The 21,171-nt window shown below is 71.9% G+C and carries 21 protein-coding genes; 6 read left to right on the plus strand and 15 right to left on the minus strand.

All coding sequences use genetic code 11. The features are described from left to right. Window positions 1-73 precede the first annotated feature (73 nt). A complete protein-coding gene (locus tag RIU97_RS33620) occupies window positions 74-589 on the plus strand; it encodes a rhodanese-like domain-containing protein (protein ID WP_404961271.1) in 516 nt (171 codons plus the stop codon). An 88-nt stretch (window positions 590-677) separates the two neighbouring features. On the opposite strand, the gene RIU97_RS33625 is transcribed toward RIU97_RS33620, so the two are convergent. The 4 genes from RIU97_RS33625 to RIU97_RS33640 all read right to left on the minus strand — a co-directional run bounded on the left by RIU97_RS33625 (window position 678) and on the right by RIU97_RS33640 (window position 6,938). After that, the gene (locus RIU97_RS33625; protein WP_404961272.1) at window positions 678-2,381 is read right to left on the minus strand and encodes a DUF885 domain-containing protein; all 1,704 of its coding nucleotides are present in this window, start codon (window positions 2,379-2,381) and stop codon (window positions 678-680) included. Between the two features lie 306 nt (window positions 2,382-2,687). After that, window positions 2,688-4,157, minus strand: coding sequence for a GNAT family N-acetyltransferase (locus RIU97_RS33630; protein WP_404961273.1), 1,470 nt, complete (start codon window positions 4,155-4,157; stop codon window positions 2,688-2,690). A gap of 246 nt (window positions 4,158-4,403) precedes the next feature. After that, window positions 4,404-5,963 carry an alkaline phosphatase D family protein gene (locus RIU97_RS33635; RefSeq protein ID WP_404963035.1) on the minus strand — a complete coding sequence of 520 codons (1,560 nt, stop codon included), beginning with the start codon at window positions 5,961-5,963 and terminating at the stop codon, window positions 4,404-4,406. A 123-nt stretch (window positions 5,964-6,086) separates the two neighbouring features. Next, window positions 6,087-6,938 carry an alpha/beta fold hydrolase gene (locus tag RIU97_RS33640; RefSeq protein WP_404961274.1) on the minus strand — a complete coding sequence of 284 codons (852 nt, stop codon included), beginning with the start codon at window positions 6,936-6,938 and terminating at the stop codon, window positions 6,087-6,089. A gap of 288 nt (window positions 6,939-7,226) precedes the next feature. Between RIU97_RS33640 and RIU97_RS33645 the strand changes: the two genes are divergently transcribed. Next, entirely contained in the window at window positions 7,227-7,997 is a 771-nt protein-coding gene (locus tag RIU97_RS33645; protein WP_404961275.1) for a GntR family transcriptional regulator, read from the plus strand. A 68-nt stretch (window positions 7,998-8,065) separates the two neighbouring features. On the opposite strand, the gene RIU97_RS33650 is transcribed toward RIU97_RS33645, so the two are convergent. The 3 genes from RIU97_RS33650 to RIU97_RS33660 all read right to left on the minus strand — a co-directional run bounded on the left by RIU97_RS33650 (window position 8,066) and on the right by RIU97_RS33660 (window position 11,150). Next, window positions 8,066-9,220 (minus strand): ROK family transcriptional regulator, encoded by a 1,155-nt coding sequence (locus RIU97_RS33650; RefSeq protein WP_327417657.1) that lies wholly within the window; start codon window positions 9,218-9,220, stop codon window positions 8,066-8,068. 99 nt (window positions 9,221-9,319) lie between these two features. Next, window positions 9,320-9,970, minus strand: coding sequence for a response regulator (locus RIU97_RS33655; protein WP_404961276.1), 651 nt, complete (start codon window positions 9,968-9,970; stop codon window positions 9,320-9,322). Between the two features lie 4 nt (window positions 9,971-9,974). Beyond that, complete coding sequence (locus RIU97_RS33660) at window positions 9,975-11,150, minus strand: sensor histidine kinase (protein ID WP_404961277.1); 1,176 nt, start codon at window positions 11,148-11,150, stop codon at window positions 9,975-9,977. A 108-nt stretch (window positions 11,151-11,258) separates the two neighbouring features. Here RIU97_RS33660 and RIU97_RS33665 point away from each other — a divergent pair, with 108 nt between their 5' ends. From RIU97_RS33665 to RIU97_RS33675, 3 genes are read left to right on the plus strand one after another with little or no spacing between them, the layout of a single operon-like run. Then, window positions 11,259-12,170: an ABC transporter ATP-binding protein gene (locus RIU97_RS33665; protein ID WP_404961278.1), complete on the plus strand. Its 912-nt coding sequence runs from the start codon at window positions 11,259-11,261 to the stop codon at window positions 12,168-12,170. Between the two features lie 38 nt (window positions 12,171-12,208). Next, window positions 12,209-12,958 (plus strand): ABC transporter permease subunit, encoded by a 750-nt coding sequence (locus RIU97_RS33670; RefSeq protein WP_404961279.1) that lies wholly within the window; start codon window positions 12,209-12,211, stop codon window positions 12,956-12,958. A 40-nt stretch (window positions 12,959-12,998) separates the two neighbouring features. Further along, window positions 12,999-13,436: a hypothetical protein gene (locus tag RIU97_RS33675; protein WP_404961280.1), complete on the plus strand. Its 438-nt coding sequence runs from the start codon at window positions 12,999-13,001 to the stop codon at window positions 13,434-13,436. A gap of 494 nt (window positions 13,437-13,930) precedes the next feature. On the opposite strand, the gene RIU97_RS33680 is transcribed toward RIU97_RS33675, so the two are convergent. Further along, entirely contained in the window at window positions 13,931-14,671 is a 741-nt protein-coding gene (locus RIU97_RS33680; protein WP_404961281.1) for a response regulator, read from the minus strand. After that, window positions 14,668-15,801, minus strand: coding sequence for a sensor histidine kinase (locus RIU97_RS33685; protein ID WP_404961282.1), 1,134 nt, complete (start codon window positions 15,799-15,801; stop codon window positions 14,668-14,670). The genes RIU97_RS33680 and RIU97_RS33685 overlap by 4 nt, the downstream gene beginning before the upstream one ends. Window positions 15,802-16,086: 285 nt before the next feature. Between RIU97_RS33685 and RIU97_RS33690 the strand changes: the two genes are divergently transcribed. Further along, window positions 16,087-16,509 carry a DUF4190 domain-containing protein gene (locus RIU97_RS33690; protein WP_404961283.1) on the plus strand — a complete coding sequence of 141 codons (423 nt, stop codon included), beginning with the start codon at window positions 16,087-16,089 and terminating at the stop codon, window positions 16,507-16,509. Window positions 16,510-16,526: 17 nt separating this feature from the next. On the opposite strand, the gene RIU97_RS33695 is transcribed toward RIU97_RS33690, so the two are convergent. The 6 genes from RIU97_RS33695 to RIU97_RS33720 form a co-directional block, all read right to left on the minus strand. Continuing rightward, the gene (locus tag RIU97_RS33695) at window positions 16,527-16,727 is read right to left on the minus strand and encodes a hypothetical protein (RefSeq protein WP_404961284.1); all 201 of its coding nucleotides are present in this window, start codon (window positions 16,725-16,727) and stop codon (window positions 16,527-16,529) included. 31 nt (window positions 16,728-16,758) lie between these two features. Continuing rightward, window positions 16,759-17,247, minus strand: coding sequence for a hypothetical protein (locus RIU97_RS33700; protein WP_404961285.1), 489 nt, complete (start codon window positions 17,245-17,247; stop codon window positions 16,759-16,761). 148 nt (window positions 17,248-17,395) lie between these two features. Then, complete coding sequence (locus RIU97_RS33705) at window positions 17,396-18,154, minus strand: GNAT family N-acetyltransferase (RefSeq protein ID WP_404961286.1); 759 nt, start codon at window positions 18,152-18,154, stop codon at window positions 17,396-17,398. Between the two features lie 144 nt (window positions 18,155-18,298). Beyond that, on the minus strand, window positions 18,299-18,847 hold the full coding sequence (gene mug, locus RIU97_RS33710; protein WP_404963036.1) for a G/U mismatch-specific DNA glycosylase: 549 nt from the start codon (window positions 18,845-18,847) through the stop codon (window positions 18,299-18,301). Next, window positions 18,844-20,277, minus strand: coding sequence for an adenylosuccinate lyase (gene purB / locus RIU97_RS33715; protein ID WP_404961287.1), 1,434 nt, complete (start codon window positions 20,275-20,277; stop codon window positions 18,844-18,846). Before purB ends, mug begins: the two co-directional genes overlap by 4 nt. A gap of 71 nt (window positions 20,278-20,348) precedes the next feature. Further along, on the minus strand, window positions 20,349-21,131 hold the full coding sequence (locus RIU97_RS33720; RefSeq protein WP_404961288.1) for an SGNH/GDSL hydrolase family protein: 783 nt from the start codon (window positions 21,129-21,131) through the stop codon (window positions 20,349-20,351). Window positions 21,132-21,171 lie beyond the last annotated feature (40 nt).

Consider the following 21,171-nt stretch of genomic DNA (forward strand, 5'->3'; position numbering starts at 1 on the left):
TCCCCGGTCCGACAACGAGAAGGCCGGGGAAAGTCACTTCCGGGAGTGATCAACAAATCGTAGATTTCTTGCCATGACGACGACCAGCACCGCCGCCGCTGCCACTGCCTCCGCCAACCCCGTGCTCCGGGTGCCTCCGGCCTCCCCGGCCGCGGCCGCCGCGTACTTCGCCGCGAGCCTGGCCTTCCACGCGGACGTCTCGGACGTCGCGAGCGCCTTCAAGACGCACCGCGAGACGGGCGCCGAGCTGGGCTTCCAGCTCGTCGATTCCCGCTCCACCCCCTCCTGGGACCAGGCGCACGTGCCCGGCGCCGTCCACCTGCCCACGGCCCTCATCCCCGAGCAGGCCGAGCGGCTCCTGGACAAGAACATCCCCGTGGTGACGTACTGCTGGGGCCCCGGCTGCAACGGCGGCACCCGCTCCGCCCTCGCCCTCGCCGAACTCGGCTTCCAGGTCAAGGAGATGCTCGGCGGCATCGAGTACTGGATCCGCGAGGGCTTCGAGGTCGAGACCTGGGAGGGCAGCCGGCAGCGCGCCGAGGCCGACCCGCTGACCGCGCCGACCGACTCGGACGACTGCGGCTGCTGACGTGCCGGTCCACGCGGACGGGCCGCTCGTCCCCCGGGGGGGAAGGAGCGGCCCGTCAGTCGTTCACCGGGCGGCGGCAGCCGCGCCGTCAGAGCTTCGACAGCTCGTCCACCAGGTCGTCCAGACCCAGCGAGCCCTGCGACAGCGCCGCCATGTGCCAGGCCTTCAGGTCGAAGGACTCGCCGTGCGCGGCGCGCGCGTTCTCCCGGCCCAGCAGCCAGGCGCGCTCGCCGAGCTTGTAGCCGATCGCCTGTCCCGGCATGGACAGGTAGCGGGTCAGCTCGCTCTCGATGAAGTCCGCCGGCCGGCCGCTGTGCAGGCCGAAGAACTCCTGCGCCAGGTCGACCGTCCAGTTCTCGCCCGGGTGGAACGGCGAGTCGTCCGGGATCCGCAGCCCGAGGTGCATGCCGATGTCCACGATGACCCGCGCCGCGCGCATCATCTGGCAGTCCAGGTAACCCAGGCGCTGCTCGGCGTCCTTGAGGTAGCCCAGCTCGTCCATCAGCCGCTCCGCGTACAGGGCCCAGCCCTCGCAGTTGGCGCTGACCCAGCCGACGGTGGCCTGGTAGCGGGAGAGCTGGTCCGCCACGTGCGTCCACTGCGCGAGCTGCAGGTGGTGGCCCGGCACGCCCTCGTGGTACCAGGTGGAGACCAGGTCGTAGACGGGGAAGCGGGTCTGGCCCATGGTGGGCAGCCAGGTGCGGCCCGGCCGGGAGAAGTCCTCCGAGGGGGAGGAGTAGTACGGGGCCGCGGGCCCGCCGGGCGGGGCGATCCGGGACTCCACCTTGCGGACCCGCTCGGCGAGTTCGAAGTGGGTGCCGTCGAGGTTCTCGATGGCCTCGTCCATCAGGCCCTGCAGCCAGGCCTGGACCTCGTCCACGCCCTCGATGTGGGTGCCGTGCTCGTCCAGGTGCTTCAGCGCCTCCCAGGGGCCGACGCCCGGGAGGATCTTGGCCGCCTCGGTCTTCATCTCGGCGAGCAGCCGGTGGTACTCCGCCCAGCCGTAGGCGTAGGCCTCGTCGAGGTCCAGGTCCGTGCCGTTGAAGTAGCGGGACCAGCGGGCGTAGCGCTCGCGGCCCACGGTGTCCGGCCTGCCCTCGACGGCCGGGGCGTACACCGTGCTCATCCAGTCGCGCAGTTCGACGACGGCGGCGGTGGCGCCGGCGGCTGCCGCGTCCAGCTCCGGGCGCAGGGAGTCGGGGCCGGCGGAGACGAACTCCTCGAAGAACGCGGCGTCGGCGCCGTCCTGGCCGGCCCAGTTGCCGAGCTGGCCGATCATGGTGGTGGTGGCGCGCGGGCCGCCGTACAGGCCGCGCTCCAGGCCGAGCCGGAGGCTCTCGCGGTAGCCGGCGAAGGCGGCCGGGACGGCGCGCAGCCGCTCGGCGATCGCCGCCCAGTCCTCCTCGGTGTCGGAGGGGGTCAGGGTGAAGACCTCGCGGACTTCGTGCGCGGGCCCGTGGATGTTGCTGACGGCGCACAGGTACTCGTCGGCCTCGTGGACCGCCAGCTCGGCGGTGAGGCGCTCGCGCAGCAGACGGGCACAGCGGCGCTCGGCGTCGCTGTCGGCGCCCGGCAGCGCCTCGGCGGCGTCGAGGCGGGCGAGCGTGTCGCGGGCCAGCTCGGCGACGGCCGCGCGACCCGCCGGCGAGAAGTCCGGAAGCTTGCCGGAACTCGCGGCGACACCGAGGTAGGTGCCCGTGATCGGGTCGAGGGCGATGAGGGCGTCGACGTACGCGTCGGCCACCTGGCGGGGCAGTCGGGGGGCGCTGCCGTTCTGGAGGATCTCTGACATGCGGCCATCTTCGTATGTGAGACGGGCTCCCGTCATCACAGATTGCCGTCAGCCTGCCCACGTGGGCCGCGGCCGGTCCCGCCGTGTGTGCCGGGAGAGATCAACCAGCGTTCGGCGCAGGCGAGTTAGCGCCCCCGGGGCGGGGCGGCCGGGGCTCCGGGCGCCCGGAGTTTGGCCGGATCCGGAGGTCCCCGGACGCTCTCCGTCCGGTTGCCGGACGTCCGGTTACGGGCGGTTCGCGCGGGCTTCCGACGATCCGGCCCGGCGGCTCGCGGCAGGTCCGCGGGCCGGTCCGGGCCGGGCGGCTCAGTGCGGGCGGCGCGGCGCGGCCCACTGGTCGTGCGGCAGCTCGCGGGGGAGCTCGTAGGGGAGGTCGCGGGGAAGTACGTAGGGCGGGCGCGAGCCGACCGGGGTGGCGTCGAGCCGGGCGGTGATCACCAGGGTGCCCTCCTCGATCTGGTAGTCGAGGGGGAGGCCGAGGCCGCGCATCGCGGCGACCATGCCGGTGTTGGAGGCCTGGGTGACGGCGTACACGCTGTCGCAGCCGGCCTCGACGGCCATCGAGAGGAGCCGGCGCAGCAGCTCGGAGCCGATGCCGCGGCGCTGCCAGTCGTCCTCGATGAGCAGGGCGACCTCGGTCTCGTCGCCGTCCCACAGCAGGTGGCCGAGGGCGACGAGCTTCCCGGAGGCGGTGGTGGCGGCGAGGGTGCGGCCGAAGCGGGGGCTCAGCAGGTGGCCGAGGTAGCGGTCGGCGTCGGCGACGGGCCCGTGGTAGCGCAGCCCGAGGGTGCGCTCGGAGCAGCGGTCGTGCATGGCGCGGGCCGCGGCCTGGTCGGAGCCGTCGGCGCGGCGCACCGTGATCTCGTTGCCCTCGGGCAGGGTCAGCACGTCCTGGCTGCGCGGGACGCGGGGGCCGAGCCGGGCGTCGAGCTCGACCAGGGCGCGGGCCCGGGCGAACTCGGTCGGGGTGAAGGGCAGGTAGGGCCGCTCCACGGTGATCGCGCCGCCCGAGGGGTCGCGCAGCCGCATGACGGTGGCCTCCAGGACCCCCTCGACGGGTGCGTCCGCGCCGAGGTTGGGGCGGCCGGAAAGGGTGGTCGCCGGGATCGAGTGGATGGTGCAGCGGCCGAGCAGCTGGCGCAGGGCGAGCGGGAGCTCGGCGGCGTCGAGGGCGGTGCGGGTGGCCAGGCCCAGGACACGGGTCGGGGTGTCGACGAGATCGTGGGCGTCGGCGCGCTCGATCCAGGTGCTGTGGCCGCCGGCCCGGGAGATGGCGCGGGAGAGGTCGGCGGAGGGCAGCTGATGCGGGGCGCGCAGCAGGAACTCGTCGACCGTGCCGCCCTCGGGGAGCGGATGCGTCTGCAGGGTCAGGATGTCGACGCCGCTGCGGGCGAGGGCGGTGCAGACGGCCGCCAGGGAGCCGGGCTCGTCCCGTACGGTCGTGCGCATCCGCCACAGGCTGGTGGTGGCGGCGGTCGCCGTGGCGGTCGGGCCGGAGGCCTCGGCCGGGAGCGGCGTCGGATCACTGGGCGCTGTGCTCCCCGGCGGCGGCGCATGGCTGTGGCGCCGTGCCCACCAGGTGTGGAACGCGGCGGTCACCAGGAGTGCGACGGCCGAGGTGACCAGCAGGATCGGGCCCCTCGGGCCGTGCACGACGAGATTGGCGATGGCGTCGGCGACGGCGACGGCGCAGAACAGTGCGGCGAGTTCGACGAGGTCACGGCGCCAGTGGTGGCGGTGGGGACGCTGGGCGGAGGCGGGGCTGCGGTCAGTCATGCACACCACTGTGGCGCAGGGGTGTTGCGTGATCACGAACGATCTGTGACCGACTGGTTAAGTGTCCATCTGGCCGATTTCATCCAGTTTTCGGGGCCGTTTCCGGAATACGGGCGTGAGCCCCGGGCCCGGTCCTGGCGGCGTGTGCCCCCGGGTTCGGCCCTGGCGGCGTGTGCCCCCGGGTTCGGCCCTGCCGGCGTGTGCCCCCGGGGCCGGCCCTGCCGGCGTCTGCCCCCGGGTCCGGCTCTACTGGCCCACGCGGCCGGGCTGGAGCGTCCTGGTGAACAGGACGCCGCCGCCCTGGCGGCGCAGCCGGACCGTGAGTTCCCCGCTGCCGCCGTCGATGTCGACCTCACCGTAGTACGGAGGGTTCTCCGAAGGCGACATGTTGGCGAAGGGGGCCGACTGCACGTACGCCGTCTCCGGGCCGAAGGTGGCGTCGAGACGGCCGGCCGGGAAGCCGCCGGCGCCGATCGGGCCCGACACGAACTCCCAGAACGGCGCGAAGTCGGTGAAGGCGGCCCGCTCGGGCGCGTAGTGGTTCGCGGCGGTGTAGTGCACGTCGGCGGTGAGCCAGAGGGTGCCGGTGATGCGCTGGTGCTTGATGTGGCGCAGGAGTTCGGCGATCTGGAGCTCGCGGCCCAGCGGAGCGCCCGGGTCGCCCTGGGCGACGGCCTCGAAGTTCGCGGCCCCGTCGGGGACGACGATGCCGAGCGGCATGTCGGCGGCGATGACCTTCCAGGTGGCGCGGGAGCGGGAGAGCTCGCGCTTGAGCCAGGCCAGCTGCTCGGGGCCGAGGATGCCGATGGGGTCCTCGGACTGGGTGCCGGGGGAGTTGGCGTCGCGGTACGTGCGCATGTCGAGGACGAAGACGTCGAGCAGCGGCCCGTACCGCATCACCCGGTACATCCGGCCCTCGGCGCGGCCGCCGCGCAGGTCGGTGACGGGGAAGTACTCGCCGAATGCCTGACGGGCGCGGGCGGCGAGGGTGTCGGCCTCCTTGACGGTGTAGCGGGGGTCGTCGATCAGCTGGCCCGGGTACCAGTTGTTGCGCACCTCGTGGTCGTCCCACTGGGCGAGGACCGGGACCTGGGCGTTGAAGGCGGTCAGGCTGCGGTCGAGCAGGTTGTAGCGGAAGTTCCCGCGGAACTCGGCGAGGGTCTCGGCGACCTTCGCCTTCTCCTCGGTGGTCACGTTGCGCCAGAGGCTGCCGTCGCGCAGGGGTACGGACTCCTTGATCGGCCCGTCGGCGTAGATCGTGTCCCCGCTGAAGAGGAAGAAGTCGGGGTTGCGCAGCCGCATCTCCTCGAAGACGCGGTAGCCGCCGAGGTCGGGGTTGATGCCCCAGCCCTGGCCGGCCAGGTCCCCGGACCAGTGGAAGCGCACGTCGTGGCGGCGGGAGACGGGGGTGGTGCGGAAGGTGCCGTGGACCGGCTCGGCGGTGCGGCGGGGGTCGTCGGGGTCGGCCAGGACGACGCGGTAGTGGATCTGCTGCCCGGGCGGGAGGTCGCGCAGGACGGTGGTTCCGGTGAAGTCGCTCGACGGGCCGAGCAGCGGGCCGCGGTGGCGCCGTACGGCGTAGCGGAACGCCTCGCTCGGGGAGGTCTCGACGTACATCCGCGCGAGGCGGTCGGAACGGGTCCAGACGGTGGCCGAGTGGGCGGTGATCTCGCCGGACTGGACGCCCCAGAGCGCCTTCGGCCGGCCGGAGCGGGCGAAGGCGGGGGCGGCGAGTGCCGGAGCGGCGAACAGCGCGGAGGACAGGGCGAGGGAACCGCCGATGAGGGTCCGTCGGGTGTGCGGCATCGATGCCATCGGTGCGTCTCCAGGGGCCGGCGAGGACGGGTCGGACCAGCGTGCCGCCGCACCCCGGCCCGGCCGCGTCGCCCACGCGAACCCCGGATGAACACCCGTCAGCCGCTCATCCGTTCAGGCGGCCACGGGGTTCGCGCTGCGGGCCGTGTCCAGGATCACCCGGGAGACGAGCGCCGGATCGTCGTTCATCGGGACGTGGCCGCAGCCCGGGAGCCGGACCAGCCGGGCGCCGGGGAGGATGTGCTTGGCGCGCACGCCCTGGCGGCGCAGCAGCAGCCGGTCGCGCGTCCCCCAGGCGATGGTGACCGGCAGGCCGGGCACGTCGTCGGTGAACCGTACGGAACCGCCCGCGGCCAGGGTCTCCTCGAAGCCGGTGGCATCGCGCAGGGCCAGGGTCTCGGCGACCACGGCCTCCGGCGAACGGCGGGCCGGGCGGGCGTAGATGGTGCCGGTGAGTGCGGCGCGGCCGACGGCGTTGCGCGAGAGCCGCCGCACCGCGGGGAGGGGCAGGGCCTTGGCGCCGGCGCGCATCGTGAGGAGGGTGGCGAAGGCGTAGCGGCGCTCGGCCTCCGTCCAGAACCCGGCGGGGGAGAGGGCGGTGACCGAGCGGACGAGCTTGCTCCGGCCCATCTCGAGGGCGAGCAGCCCGCCGAGGGAGTTGCCCGCGACGTGCGGGCGCTCGATGCCGAGGGCCGTGCAGAGCGCCCCCAGCGCGGGTGCCACGGTCCCCAGGTTGTACGGAACCCCGTGCGGCAACGGCTCCGAGGCGCCGAAGCCCGGCAGATCGACGGCGATCACCTCGTGCTGGGCGGCCAGGATGTCGGTCACCGGCTGCCAGGCCTGGAGGTGGTGGCCGATGCCGTGCAGCAGGAGGAGCGGTTCGCCGGAGCCCTTGCGCTCGTAGGCGACGGTGGTGGTGCGGGGGCCGAGCGGCGTGTCGATCGTGAAGGAGACCGTGGCGGTCATGCTGCTCCTCGTCGGTGGGACGCGTGCGAGACAGGCTGTCAGTAACACCCACCGCCATGATTACCGTCCGGTAGCCCTTGACTACAAGCCTTCGGGGCACACGAGAACATCCCGTGAACGGCTTGATACGTATGCCCGATCTGCCCGGCAAAGGGACGAGCATTGGTCTTGACCAAGGGGGTGCACCGTCCTATCGTCGCAGGGATAGTGCAGGAACCTTTAATAAACAAGGGCGCGGAACTGCCGCTGGAACACACGGCGAGTGCAGCGACGGCAGGAGGAGTCAGGGTGGGGACCACGCAGCTCGAAACGGCGCCGGAGCCGAAGTACTGGCACCTCAAGACCGTCCTCAGCGAGGCGCTCGACCAGGACTTCGCCGTCGGTGAGGTCCTGCCCAACGAGCGTGAACTCGCCGCCCGTTTCGGGGTCGCCCGCGCGACCCTGCGTCAGGCGCTGGAGCAGCTGGAGCTCGAAGGCCGGCTGCAGCGTCGCCGTGGCGTCGGCACCACCGTCGCCCCGCCGCGCGTGGGCGTCGCCGTCGGCAGCGCGCAGCACAGCTGGCCCGGCGAGGGCGTCGACGGCTGGGAGCCGGTGGACGCGGCCGAGAGCCTGCCGCCGGCCGCGGTGCTGCAGCTCCTCGGCACCGGTGGGGATTTCGCCGCCGACCAGCCGGTGCACACGGTGCGCCGGACCCGGGTCACGCACGGCCAGGCCGTCGCCGCCGAGCTGCTCTACGTTCCGGCCGCCTCGGTGCCCGGACTCCCCGCGATCGAGGCCCCGTCCGGACCCGCCCGCGCCCGCGCCGTCCTGCGTGAGCTGCAGCGGCTGGTCCTCGACGGCCAGGACCGCTCGGTCGAACTCGGCTCCGCGCGTGCCGACGACGCCAAGGAACTGGACCGCCTGCCCGGCGCCCCGGTCCTCCTGGTCACCACCCGCTACTTCACCGCCGCGGGCACGGCCGCCGTCTCGGTGGCCACCTACCGCGCCGACACCTGCCGCCTCACCTTCGGCGACTCCGGCAACGTCGAGATCACGCACGAACCCCGCGTCGCCTCCTGACACCCGTGGGCCGGGCCGGTCACGGCCCGGCCGGCACCAGGGAACCGCGAGGGTCCCAGGGGGTGTGGTCAGCGGCGGGCCGTGACCGTCTTCTCCACCGCGAAGAGTTCCTCCTCGACGTGGTCCAGCGCGAGCCGCAGGGCGCCGGTCGCCACCGCGGCCTCGCCCAGCAGGGACAGGGCCACCCGCGGCGGGCGCAGGCAATAGCGTTCCAGCTCCTGGCGCAGGGGCTCCAGTACGCCGTCCAGCCCGGCCGCCCAGCCGCCGACGACCACCAGCTCCGGATCCATCGCCAGGACCAGCGCCGCCACGTCGTGGACCAGCCGCTGCAGGAACCGCTCCACGGCGGCCACCGCGCGCTCGTCGCCCCGCTTGGCCATCGCGAAGACCTCGGCGACGGCGGGTTCGTCCAGCGGATGCAGCGGCTCACCGGTGGTCGAGAGCAGTCGCTCGGGCGTGACCTCGCGGCCCAGCAGGTGCAGGGCGCCGATCTCGCCGGCCGCGCCGCCGAAGCCGCGGTGCAGCCGGCCGCCGATCAGCGAGCCGGCGCCGGGACTGAGCCCCGCCATCACGAACACCATGTCGCCGGTGTCCCGCGCGGCGCCCTTCCAGTGCTCGGCGACCGCCGCCGCATTGGCGTCGTTCTCCACCTGCACCGGGCAGCGGAACGAGCGGCGCAGCCGCTCCCCGAGCGGCAGCCCGGTCCAGCCGGGCAGCGCCGTGCCGAGGCGGACCGTGCCGTCCGCCTCCACGATCCCGGGGCTGCCGACCCCGACCGCCCGCAGGGAGTCCCGAGGCACGCCGGCGCGGCGCAGCAGATCCGCGACGGCCGCCCGCACCCGCTCCAGCCGCTCGTCCGCGGACGCGTCCTCCGCGACGTCCTTGGTGCCGGCGCCGATGACGCGGCCGTCCAGCCCGGACAGCAGCACCGCGATCCGGTGCGAGCCGATCTCGATGCCCAGCAGGTGCCCTGCCTCGGCCCGGAACCGGAACCGCCTCGCCGGTCGACCCTGGCGACGCGCGCCTTCCTCCGCTTCGGCCTCGACGACGAGCCCGGTCCCGATCAGCCCCTCGACGACACCTTCGACGGTCGGCCGGGAGAGCCCGGTCAGCCGTGTGAGGTCCGTGAGCGTCGGCGATCCGGCCGTGCGCAGCGCGCGCAGCACGACGGCGGAATTGATCCGCCGGAGCAGAGAGGGGTCCCCGCCGGTCAGCTGCCCCAACGTGTGTCCTCCCAGCTAGCGAGCTTGTTTGCCGGATCGTACTGCGCGCCCGGTGCCGCGGCGAGAAGCGGCCCCCCATCAGCCGGAATCAGCCTTTCCTCAGGCCGGCGAGACGAACCCCGACTCGTACGCCGTGATCACCGCCTGGGTGCGGTCCCGCGCCCCCAGCTTCGCCAGGATCGCACTGACGTGGGACTTGACCGTCTCCGTGCCGATGATCAGGTCGGCCGCGATCTCCACGTTGGTGAGCCCCCGCGCCATGAGCCGCAGGACCGCCTCCTCCCGCCCGGTCAGGGCGGCCCGCTCCAGCGCCGCCCGCGCCTGCCGGTTCCCGTACTCCGCGGCCAGGGACCGCACCGCGGCCGGGAAGAGCAGCGTCTCGCCCTCCGCCACCAGCCGTACCGCGTGCACGATCTCCGAAGGCCGGGCCCGCTTCAGCAGGAACCCGTCCGCTCCGGCCCGCAGCGCCTGGTAGACGTACTCGTCGTTCTCGAAGGTGGTGATCACGAGGATCTTCGGAGGTGAGTCCACCGAACGCAGGACCGCACGGGTCGCCTCGATCCCGTCGAGCAGCGGCATCCGCACGTCCATCGCCACTACGTCCGGCCTCAGTTGGCGGACGAGCGGGACCACCGAGGCCCCGTCCGCAGCCTCACCCACCACCTCGATGTCGGGCTGGGAGTCCAGGACGGCGCGCAGACCAGCGCGCACGAGGGGTTCGTCATCGACGAGCAGTACGGTAACCGGCATCCGGTCAGCGTATTCGCTCCAGCGGAAGCCGCGCGCGCACCCTCCAACTGCCCTCGTGCGGACCGGTCTCGGCCTCCCCGCCGAGCAGCGCGGCCCGCTCCCGCATCCCGCGCAGCCCGCTCCCGCTGCGCTGTATCAGGGCCGGCCCGTCCGGCAGCGGGTTCGACACCTCCAGGTCCAGCCGGTCCCCGGCCATCTCGATCCTCACCCGGACGGGCACCGGACCGCAGTGCCGCAGCACGTTCGTGAGCGCCTCCTGAAGGATCCGGTACCCCTCCCGGGTGACCGGCCCCGGCAACCTGTCGAGCGGGCCGCACAGTTGTGCGTCCACGGCCGCCCCGGAGGCCCGGGCCGACTCCAGCAGCCGGTCCGCCTCCACGAGCGTCGGCCGCTGCGACGGCGGCTGCCCGGACTCCCGCAGGACCCCCAGCACGCGTTCCAGATCCTCCAGCGCGGCCCGGCCCGTCTCCTCGATCGCGCACAGCGCCCGGTCCGTGAACTCCGGGTCTCCGGCGGCCCGGGCGGCCCCTGCCTGCACCACCGCCACCGTCAGCGCGTGCCCGATGGAGTCGTGAAGCTCGCGAGCGATCCGGTTGCGCTCCAGAAGCTGCTCGGTCCGGGCCTCCAGCGCGGTGAGCCGCTCGGCCGCCGAAGGCCCCAGCAACCGCCGGGCGATCGCGGTGATCAGCTCCCCGCAAAGGACCACTATGGCGATGAGCAGGATCAGCGGCACCGGCACGAGCAGCGCGGCGGCCCACCGCGGGGGCTCGAAGGGAAGCATGTAGTCACTTCCCAGCGGATGCCCGAGAGCGATCGAGACCATTTCGACCGACATGGCCGGGAGCCACACGGTCGGGACCCAGGCAACCCACGCGAGGACGAACCGCACCTCCAGCCACAGCAGGGTCCGCCAACGGTCGTTCCACCGCGCGGAGGGGACCGCACTGATGGTGCTTTCCGCGCGGCCCCAGTCGTGCGGGGTGAGCAGGAACCGCGCCTGCAGCCCCTCGACCAGCCGTACCCAGGGGACCAGACCGACAGGTATCGCGATGAGCAGCGGGACCCACGGCGCCGCCGGCTCCACGAACATCCAGAGCGCCACCAACAGGATCGGCACGCAGAGGTGCAACCAGCGTGAATAGGTCACTGGTTGGAGCGGTGCACGGAGCAGTCGGTACATGCCCTCATCGTGACAGGAGGTGGCTCGCGGCCGTCTCCCCCACGTGGGGGAGACGGCACCCTCGCATGGGGGAGGGAGAGGGGTGGGGCCGACGGCGAGTCTTGAGCCATGAACAGCATCGAGATCCGAGAACTCACCAAGGCATACGGCACCCACCGTGCGGTGGACGGCCTCACCTTCGATGTCCTGCCCGGCCGGGTCACCGGCTTCCTCGGCCCCAACGGCGCCGGCAAGTCCACCACGCTGCGCCTGCTGCTGGGCCTGGACCGGGCCACGTCCGGTACGGCCACGATCGGCGGGCGGCGGTTCACCGACCTCCCCGACCCGCTGCACCAGGTCGGCGCACTGCTGGACGCGCAGGCGGCCCACGGCGGGCGCACCGCCCGGAACCACCTCCGCTTCCTCGCCGCGGCGGACCGGATCCCGATGCGCAGAGTGGACGAGGTCCTGGAGCAGACGGGGATAGCCTCCGTCGCCGGGCGGCGGGTCACATCCTTCTCGCTCGGAATGCGCCAGCGCCTGGGCATAGCCGCGGCGCTGCTGGGTGACCCCGGGGTGCTGCTGCTGGACGAGCCGACCAACGGCCTCGACCCCGAGGGCATCATCTGGATCCGCGAGCTGATGCGCGGTCTCGCCACCGAGGGACGCACGGTCCTGGTCTCCAGCCATCTGATGTCGGAGACCTCGGCGTTCGCCGACCACCTGGTCGTGCTCGGCAACGGCAGACTGCTGGCCGACACCTCGATGGAGGAGGTCATCGACGCCCGCAGCACCCCGAGGGTGCGGCTGCGCACCTCCGACCCGGTCCGGCTGCGGGCCGCGCTGGCCCGTGACGGCTTCGAGCTGGTCACCGCGGACGACGGGCGATGGACCGTCGAGGGCATGCGGGCCGATCAGGTCGGCAGCCTGGCCGCCCGCGAAGGCGTGCCCGTGCTGGAGCTCTCCGACGACCGGGCCTCGCTGGAGCAGGCCTACCTGGACCTCACCGCCGACCACGCCCAGTTCGCCGCAACCCGCTGACCTTCCCTCCCTTCTTTCCCCACTCAGGAGGCTTCGCCATGAGCGCCGCTCTGCCCACCATGCCCGTCCTGCACTCGGAATGGATCAAGCTACGGTCCCTGCGCGGCACCGTAGGCACGTACATAGCCATCTTCGTCGCCACTGCCGGAATCCAGGTGCTCACCGCCGCGGCGATCGGCCAGGCCGAAGAGGGCAGCATGGGTGACGACCGCCTCCTCGCGGCCTACTACGGGATCAACTTCGGCCAGATCGCGGCCATAGCCTTCGGAGCGAACGCGCTGTCCGCCGAGTTCCACAACGGAGCCCTGCGCACCTCGCTGGCCGCGGTGCCGAACCGCACCCGCTTCTACCTCTCGAAGATGGCCGTGGTGGGCGCACTCGCCTTCGTGCTGGGGCAGATCACCGCCCTCGTCACGTTCGTGGCCGGCCAGGCGTTCATGGGGCCGTACGCCATGGAGCTCGGTGACCCGGGCACGATCCGGTCCGTCTTCGGCTGCGGGATGTACCTGACGCTGATGACGTTGTTCGCGGCGGGACTGACGGCCGTCCTGCGGAGCGCGGCGGCGGTGCTGAGCCTGCTCATACCCTTCGTACTGCTGGTGTCCTTCGTCATCGGAGCGAGCGCCGAGGGCGTGGCTCAGCTCCTGCCGGACCGGGCCGGCCAGATGATGATGCGGATGGAGGCCGACGGCCTTGTCGGCCACTGGACGGGACTCGGTGTGATGGCCCTGTGGGCGGCCGCCGCAGTCATCGGCGGGTGGGTCTCGGTGCACCGCCGGGACGCGTGACGCCAGGCCAGTTGTCAGTGGTGGCGGGGATACTGACGGTATGACCACGGCAGAGCACCTCGAGACGATCGACAGGCTCAGGGCGAAGGATTTCCCGCCCGAGCCGGTCCGGACCGTCGAAAGCAGCAGCGGCCCGGGTTTTCATCTGATCCGGCTCACTCGGACGCAGCACTTCTGGGATGACGACGGTTCGGGGCGGATCGGGGCGACCGACCAGATCAGTGCCGAGTACGGGGCGCTCACCCAGGCGGTGACCGACCGGTGGGGGGAGCCGCAGGTGTTCAGCGTCGGGTCGCTGCTGGAGCGAGGGCTCGACGGGGAGGAGATACCGGAGCCGTGGGACGAGCTGAGCAACAGCACCGACCACGTCCACCTGTGGCGGGCCGAGGAGCGGTGGCTGGTGGCCTACGTGGCGCAGTGGGACACCGAGGACCCCTACCTGCTGATGGCAGGGGTCACCGTCATCGACCCGCCCTAAGCCGCCTCTTTTGGATCTTGCCTAGTCGGTGGCGTCCCACTCTGCCTGCACCCAGGTCAGCTGCACCTCGCTCAGAGGGGGGCGAACCCTGCCGCGAACATCAGCATCTTCGGCTGCGGCCACATGTGGTGGAGGCGCAAACCCGGGGGAATTGCATCTAGTGCATGAGCGGCTGGGTTTCCATCTGCGGACCTGCATCGAGGGCGTAGGGCCACCCTTTCGCAGCGCGAGCCCCTCTCTTGGATCTCGCCGCCGCGCTTCCCGCCGTCGTCCTGAGCCGCCTCCTCGGCATCAATATCGAGTCGGCCACTCACTGGACCCAACGCCCTGGGGCCCCCGCAACGCCTACGCGGCCGACCTCTCCCGCCGCGAGGGCGGGCAACTCCCCGAGTCCCCGTAGCCGGGCCCCCGAGGGAGCGGTGGCCCGGGCGTGGACCGCCCGGGAGGCTGGTCCAGCGGCACAGGCAGACCGGGTCAGACCAGCTGATGTTGCGTCAGCCCGTGACCCCGGGCACGACCAGGCCGGTTTCGTACGCGATCACCACCGCGTGGGTCCGGTTCTGCGCGCCGAGTTTGGTCAGCACGTTCCCGACGTGCGTCTTCACCGTCTCCAGGCTCACCCTGCACGACTCCGCGATGTCCGGGTTGGACCGGCCGGTGGCCATCAGGCGCAGCACCTCCTCCTCCCGGCCCGTCAGCGCCGCCTGCGGCAGCGCCTCGGCGGATCCCAGTGGACGGGCGGTGACCATCCGGCGCAGGGCCGCCGGGAAGAGGATCGCCTCGCCCGCCGCGACCACCCGCACCGCCTCCGCGATCTTGGGGACGGGGAGCCGCTTGAGCACGAAGCCGCTGGCCCCGGCGCTGAGTGCGGCGGTGACGTAGTCGTCGTTCTCGAAGGTGGTGATCACCACGACCTTCGGCGGGTCGGCCGGCCCGGCGAGGAGCTGCCGGGTGGCTTCTATGCCGTTGCGGCGCGGCATCCGTACGTCCATCAGGACCACGTCCGGCCGCAACTGCCGTGCCCGCTCGACTGCTTCGATGCCGTCGGCGGCCTCCCCGACGACGGCAATCCCGGGCTGCATGGCGAGCAGCGTGCGCAGACCGCTGCGGGTCACCTCGTCGTCGTCCGCGATCAGGAGGGTGGTGCAGCTGGAGGCGCCGGAGGTGTCAGTTGTGACGGCTGCGCTCGCGTCGGGGCCGGTCGCGACCGCAGCGCTCGCTTGTGAGCCGATCATGCGGGCAAGCGTACCGGCAGCCGGACCGCGAGCCGCCAGTGCTCCGGTCCGTCCGCACCGGCCTCGATTTCGCCGTGCAGGAGCCGCACGCGCTCCAAGAGGCCGGGCAGGCCGTGCCCGGACGTCGGGAAGGCACCCGCGCTCATTCCGCTCCCGGCTCCGGTCCGGTTGACCACGCCGAGCTCCAACGAGTCCGGCGCGGTCGCCACCTTGACCCGGATCGGACCGCCCGCTCCGTGCCGCAGCGCGTTCGTCAGCCCTTCCTGCAGGATCCGGTACGCCGCCCGGGAGAGCGTCCCCTGCACCTGCGCATAGTCGCCCGACAGCTCCGGCTCCACCACCGCGCCCGCGTGCCGCAGCCGGTCGAGCAGCTCGGGCAGGTCTGCCAGGGTCCGGGCCGGCGCCGTCCCCGCCTTCTCCTCGCGCAGCATGCCCAGCACATAGTCCAGGTCCTCAAGGGCGGCCCGGGTCGACTCCTCGATGCTGCGCAGGGCGGCCCGCGCCGCCACCGGGTCGGCACAGAGCACCTCGCCGGCCACCGCTGCCTGGATCGTGGCGGCCGTCAGGGTGTGCCCGATCGAGTCGTGCAACTCGTGGGCCAGCCGGTTGCGTTCGGCCAGTACCCGCTCCCGCTCGGCCGCCAGCGAGAGCCGCTCGGCCGACGACGGACCCAGCAGCCTGGGCGCCAGCCACCGCAGGGCGTATGTCACCGCCGGGCACAGAGCCGCCGCCAGCAGCAGGCAGCAGAGCGCAGCTGCCCAGCTCTGCCAGCCGCTCTCCGCCCGCAGCGACCAGCCGTTCACACTCACCCCGGCCTCGGCGCCGGCCCAACCGCCGGGCAGGAGCAAGCCCGCGACGAACAGCAGGATGCTCAGCTGCGCCCCCGCCCACCCCAGCGCCACATGCGACAGCAGCCAGAGCGGGGTCCGCAGCCGGTCGGCGCCCGATGCAGTGGAAGAAGCCGCCCCGTCACCGGGCAGGCCCGCACGCCGACGCTCGCCCACGGGGTCCGGCAACGGCACCCCCAGCATCCGCCGGGCGCAAGCGATCAGCACCCGCCGCGTGGTACGAGCCAGCCCGATCACGCCGATCAGTACGGACCAGACCAGCACGGTCAGAGCGAACTGCACTCCCAAGGAAGCGGATGGCCATGCCACCGCCGGTAGTGCTGCGAAAGGCAGCAATGGAAGGCTCGCCAACGCCCCGCAATAGGCGAATAGCGCACCCGAATACGTGGAGCCGCGCAGCAGCGGCCGGATTCCTCTGAACATGGGCCAGGTAAGTATCACCGGACGGCCCACCGGCGGCCTCCCCCGATCGGGGGAGCGGACTCTCCCGCCTTCCCGCGATGTGTCCGTGGGTTCCCGAAACCAGAATCGAGGTCTTGCCAGTTGACGGGACGGAAGGACGGGCTGATGAACGCTCAGGGGATCGAGACACCGCTGGATCACACGGTGTCCGCTCAGGACCAGGCCGTACGGAGTCAGACGACACCGAACGGAATGGCGCCGGGTCTGACAGCACCGAAGAACAGCCTGGCCACAGCCGCCATGACACTGGGCATCATCAGCCTGTGCACCTCGTTCGTCTTGGTCGGCGGCCCGCTCGCCGTGATGGGCCTGATCCTGGGCATCGCCGCGCTGATGGCGGCCAAGCGGACCGGCGTGGGCCGGGGCAAGGCCGTCACCGCCGTGGTGACGTCGTCCCTCGCGATCGTGGTGTCCGGGCTGGTCGCCGTGTTCATGGCCTGGTACGCGAACAAGACGCAGGAGTGCTACCAGCCCGACAGCTTCCACCAGTACACGCAGTGCGTCCGCGAGCACCTGAACGGAAACTGAACGGCATTCCCGTTCCCTCACCGGTGAACCGGCTGCCCGCTCTCCCCGCTCCGGTGGAAACGCTGCGACGCGAAGGGCCCCGACACCTTCCGGTGCGCGACGGCCGCGGGGTCGGCCGGCAGGGTGCGGATGCGGGTCTCGTCGCCGTCACGGACCGCCCGCACGATGTGCTCGACCGTCTCCCGGGCCCGGGCCCGGGGCTCGGACGTGACGGTCACCGTTCCGTCCAAGTGGCCATGGCCGACAGGCCTATATGGGAGGAGGAGACGCCCTGAGGTTCTCTCCGCCGTAGAAAGACTCGTAGTCGATCACGATGGAGAGGCGTCGGCAGATCAATTCCCAGAACCACGCATGTGTCGCGTCATCGTACTCGTCGAGATGGATGAGGTACTGGCAAGCGCCTTGGGGGAAGGCAATGCCGTCGAAGAGTGCGTACATGCTGGGCGCTGCGGGCCAATCCGGGGCCAGTGTCTCGTAGGTCTCCTTGTTCCACTGGCCAATGGGCCTACCGTCCAGCGTCACCGCCGTTCCGGTGATCAGGGCAGGTCCGAGGCCGACGTTGATCACCTGGAGGCCCGTCGTGCGGTCTCCGTAGTTCTTCACCTGGCGCATTTGAAGGTGGGGCCTCACGGACTTCCTGTTGTGCGTCCGCACCGTCCTCGCCTGAATCCAGCTCACCCCTAGCGAACCCATGGCCACGGCCGTTGCCGAAAGGGAAATGATTCCGTTGCCGTCCATGGCGTCTCCCCTCGCCCCTGATCATCTCCGGCTGTGGAGGTAGTCCATCACCGTCTCGAAGGCGGCAACAGGTCGCACGAAAGGCGCACGCATCGCATCGGGGCGGCGTCCGACAGCTCTACTCTCGGACGGCAAGGCGTACGCGGTCTCACGCGAACTCGCCTCCCTGCAATCGAACATCGGGGCAACACTCGGCGACGACTCCCCAAGATCTGTGCCAGAACCGAGAAGTAGCAGCAGACCACGGGGACGGCCCGCTGCCCGGAGGGCGGCGGGCCGTCGAGTCTGTTTTGGCCCCACCCACGATCCCGTGGGGTGGGTTTTCCCGCACCTGGCCATCGAGGCAGTTGTTGCCAACGCGGGTCTGGTTCCGTGCAGCTCGGCTGTGATTGAAGCTGGATGCGACCTCGCGGGTCATGCGCAGGTTTGGCAGCCTTCCTTGCCAAAGCTCTCGCTCACCCGTGATCTTGAATCCGTGACGACGGTAGGAGCGGACCGCGCTCTGGTTGTAGTCAGTGACCCACAGGCCTATGGGTGCGGCTCCGGCCCAGGTGAAGAACTCGGTCATCATGCGGCCACCGAGTCCCTGACCCTGGACGTGATTCAGCAAATACATCGGTCCGAGGGTGACCACTTCGCCGCGGCGCCCGCAGAGAACGCCGACGATCTCGGTTTCGGAACGGACAACGCGGCAGAACAGCAGGTCTGGTTGCTGGTTCGCTGCCTCGATGAACTCCCGCCACTGGGTGATGCCCTCCGCCGTGGCTGACGAGCTGCGATGCTCACGGACCCAGTCCTCGTCGACCCCCACCTCTGGGTTGCGGTATGTCTCCAGCCAAGCCCTCAGCAGCAGTGGCCCCAACCACGCGGAGTCGTCCGGACGAGCGGCTTCGATCACGTAGGTCATGGCGACGATCCTCGTCGATCATCCGCACCTTCAGACCGCCCAGTCAGATGTCAGCCGGCCTTGGCCGCGGTGAGGCGGTCGACGATGGCCGCGCAGAGGCGGGGGTCGGTGAACGTCTTGGTCCAGCCGCCGAACGGCGGGAGGTCAGCAGCCCTCGGGAGCCTCGGCGGCGGCGCGGAGGCGGGCGTACTCCTGGGCCATGGACTCGGCGGTCCAGTGGGCGTTGAGGCCGCTCGGGTTGGGGAGCGCCCAGATGCGGGTGGAGCCGATGGTCCGCTCCTGAGGGCCGATCTGCGCCTTCCGCTCCCCGAAGGCCGTGCGGTAGGCCGTCACTCCGACCACCGCCAGCCACTGGGGGCGCAGGAGCTCCACCTTGGCCGTCAGGATGCGGCCGCCCTCGCGGAACTCCTCGGCGCTCAGTTCGTCGGCGCGGGCCGTGGCGCGGGCGACGACGTTGGTGATGCCGAGACGGTAGGTCAGCAGCTCCTCCTGCTCCGCGGGGGCCAGCCGGCGCGGAGTGAAGCCCGACAGGTGCAGGACGGGCCAGAACCGGTTGCCGGGGCGGGCGAAGTGGTGGCCCGTCGCGGCGGAGAGGAGGCCGGGGTTGATCCCGCAGAACAGCACACGCAGACCGCCCGCGACCACGTCCGGGAGGACGCGGTCACGGGCGGCGGTCAGCTCCTCGGGGGTCAGAGGATCGACCCCGGCGCGTACCCGGCGGCCTCCGGGTGCTGCTTGGCGATCGCCTCGATCCGGGAGACGACGGCGGCGACCTGGTCGCCCGCGGCGCCGGTGAAGGACAGCTTGTCGGCCATGAGGGCGTCGAGCTGGGCCCGGTCCAGCGGCATCCGGTCGTCGGCGGCCAGCTTGTCCAGCAGCTCGTTGCGCTCGGCGCCCTGCTCGCGCATGGCGAGCGCGGAGGCCACCGCGTGCTCCTTGATGACCTCGTGGGCGGCCTCGCGGCCGACGCCGGCCCGGACCGCGCCCATCAGGACCTTGGTGGTCGCGAGGAAGGGCAGGTAGCGGTCCAGCTCGCGGGCGACGACCGCCGGGAAGGCGCCGAACTCGTCGAGGACCGTCAGGAAGGTCTCCAGCAGGCCGTCGAAGGCGAAGAACGCGTCCGGCAGTGCCACCCGGCGGACCACGGAGCAGGAGACGTCGCCCTCGTTCCACTGGTCGCCGGCCAGCTCGCCGGTCATCGAGGCGTAGCCGCGCAGGATGACCATGAGGCCGTTCACGCGCTCGCAGGAGCGGGTGTTCATCTTGTGCGGCATCGCCGAGGAGCCGACCTGGCCGGGCTTGAAGCCCTCGGTGACCAGCTCGTGGCCGGCCATCAGGCGGATCGTCTTGGCGATCGACGACGGGGCGGCGGCCAGCTGCACCAGCGCGGTGACCACGTCGTAGTCGAGCGAGCGCGGGTAGACCTGGCCGACCGAGGTGAAGGCCTGGGCGAAGCCGAGGTGGGCGGCGATCCGCTGCTCCAGGTCGGCGAGCTTCGCGGCGTCGCCGCCGAGCAGGTCGAGCATGTCCTGGGCGGTGCCCACCGGGCCCTTGATCCCGCGCAGCGGGTAGCGGCCGAGGAGGTTCTCCAGGCGGTCGTAGGCGACGAGCAGTTCGTCGGCCGCGGTGGCGAAGCGCTTGCCCAGGGTGGTGGCCTGCGCGGCCACGTTGTGGGAGCGGCCGGCCATGACCAGCTCGGCGTGCTCGCCGGCCAGCTTGCCGAGGCGGGCGAGGACGGCCACCGTGCGGTCGCGGGCCAGCTCCAGCGAGAGCCGGATCTGCAGCTGCTCGACGTTCTCGGTGAGGTCGCGCGAGGTCATGCCCTTGTGGACGTGCTCGTGACCGGCGAGGGCGTTGAACTCCTCGATCCGGGCCTTCACGTCGTGCCGGGTGACCTTCTCGCGCTCGGCGATGGAGGCGAGGTCGACGGTCTCCAGGACGCGCTCGTAGTCGGCGAGGGCCGCGTCCGGGACCTCGATACCGAGGTCCTTCTGGGCGCGCAGCACGGCGAGCCACAGCCGCCGCTCCAGCGTCACCTTGTACTCGGGGGACCACAGGACGGCGAGCTCCGCGGAGGCGTAGCGGCCGGCCAGGACATTGGGGATGCGGGGCTTGGCAGTCACGTGGAGGGATTCTACTTGGGCCACCGCTGTGCGTTCACGCAGGTAGGGCCCCCGCTCGTGATTGTGGCTTGCTACGAGAGCGAAGCGTCCCCGTACGGCAGCAGCTCCGGGCGCTTGGCCGGGCGGCCGTCCCCGGAGGAGCGGCCCGTCAGGCGGCGGCCGATCCAGGGGAGCAGGTGCTGCCGGGCGAAGCTCAGGTCCTGGGCCCGGCGCACCGTCCAGCCGGGCGTTACGGCGACGGGCAGCTCCGTGCGCCAATCCTGCTCGGCGGGCAGGCCCAGGGTCTGCCAGACGGCCTCGGCCACCCGGCGGTGGCCCTCCGCCGTCAGGTGCAGCCGGTCCACGTCCCACATCCGCTGGTCTCCGAGCACGGAGGCCCCGTACAGGTCCACGACCTGGGCGTCGTGCCGGGCGGCGAGCTCCTCGATGATGACGAAGAGCTCCTCCATGCGGGGCCGGAATCGTTGCATCACCGGACCGTTGCGCCCCGGGGAGCGCATGAGGACGAGACGCTTGCAGGAGGGCGCGAGGATCTCCACGGCCGCCTCCAGGTGGCCGCGGACCCGGCCCATGTCCACCTTGGGGCGCAGGGCGTCGTTCAGCCCGCCCACCAGGGCCACCACGTCGGCGCCCATCGCCGCCGCCACCGGGGCCTGGTCCTCCGCGATCTGCCCGATCAGCTTCCCGCGGACCGCGAGGTTCGCGTAGCGGAAGCCCGGCTCGCGCGCGGCGAGGCGGGCGGCCAGCAGATCGGCCCAGCCCCGGTAGGAGCCGTCCGGAAGCAGGTCCGACATGCCCTCGGTGAAGGAGTCGCCGACCGCGACGAAACTGGTGTAAGAGGCATTCATCTCCATGGCGGAGTGATGTTACCGCGCGGTACCCCGACCCCGCAGG

The organism is Streptomyces sp. 147326 (assembly GCF_045000215.1).
Lineage (GTDB): Bacteria > Actinomycetota > Actinomycetes > Streptomycetales > Streptomycetaceae > Streptomyces.